Raw genomic sequence first — 850 nt, 5'->3', positions numbered from 1 at the left:
GTGCGCGAGGAGGCAGACGCCGGCCGCCCGCAGGCGACCCGGGCCCTGGTGCTCTCGAGCGGCGGGGTGGATTCCACCACCTGTCTGGCGGTGGCCGTCGACGAGCTGGGCGCCGAAAACGTGACGACGGTGAGCGTGTTCTACGGGCAGAAGCATCGCCGCGAGCTCGAGGCCGCCGACGCAGTGGCCCGCTATTACGGCGTGGCCCATCGCGTGCTCGACCTTTCGGAGATTCTGAAGGACTCTAACAGCGCCCTCATGGCGGGCAGCAACCAGGACGTGAAGCACGCCTCCTATGCCGAACAGATTGCCGAAGACGGGGAAGGCCCCGTGTCGACCTACGTGCCCTTCCGCAACGGGCTCATGCTGTCGGCGGTGGCGGCGCTTGCGATGTCGATCTACCCCGACGAGGTGACCGAGATCTTTTTGGGTGCGCACGCCGACGATGCGGCGGGCGACGCCTACCCCGATTGTTCGCCGGAATTCACCGACCATATGGGTGCGGCAATTGAAATCGGGACCTATGGGCGCGTGCGCTTGCGGGCGCCTTTCGTCGACGACAACAAGGCCGGTGTGGTGAAGCGCGGGCTCGAGTTGGGCGTTCCCTATGAGCTTACGTGGAGCTGCTACGAAGGCGGCGACAAGCCGTGCGGAACGTGCGCGACCTGTCGCGACCGCATCGCGGCTTTCCGCGCCAATGGGGTGGAAGACCCGGTGGAGTACGGGACGCCCTGTCTCTTATACACATCTAGCTGTGTATAAGAGACAGGTATTGCACAGGGACGGGCTTGCCTCGCTCTCTTTCCTCGTTCTTGACGATTTGAGGTGGCTCGGGCGCGCACCCAAAGCG

General features: G+C 64.8%; 1 protein-coding gene. It reads left to right on the top strand.

The window, feature by feature from the left end:
• Positions 1-762, top strand: a complete 762-nt coding sequence (gene queC / locus BN3270_RS00005) for a 7-cyano-7-deazaguanine synthase QueC (protein ID WP_058985076.1) — start codon at positions 1-3, stop codon at positions 760-762.
• Positions 763-850 lie beyond the last annotated feature (88 nt).

Origin of the sequence: Hugonella massiliensis (assembly GCA_001486445.1) — a bacterium.
GTDB classification, from domain to species: domain Bacteria; phylum Actinomycetota; class Coriobacteriia; order Coriobacteriales; family Eggerthellaceae; genus Hugonella; species Hugonella massiliensis.
This window is presented reverse-complemented; position numbering and strand designations above follow the sequence as displayed.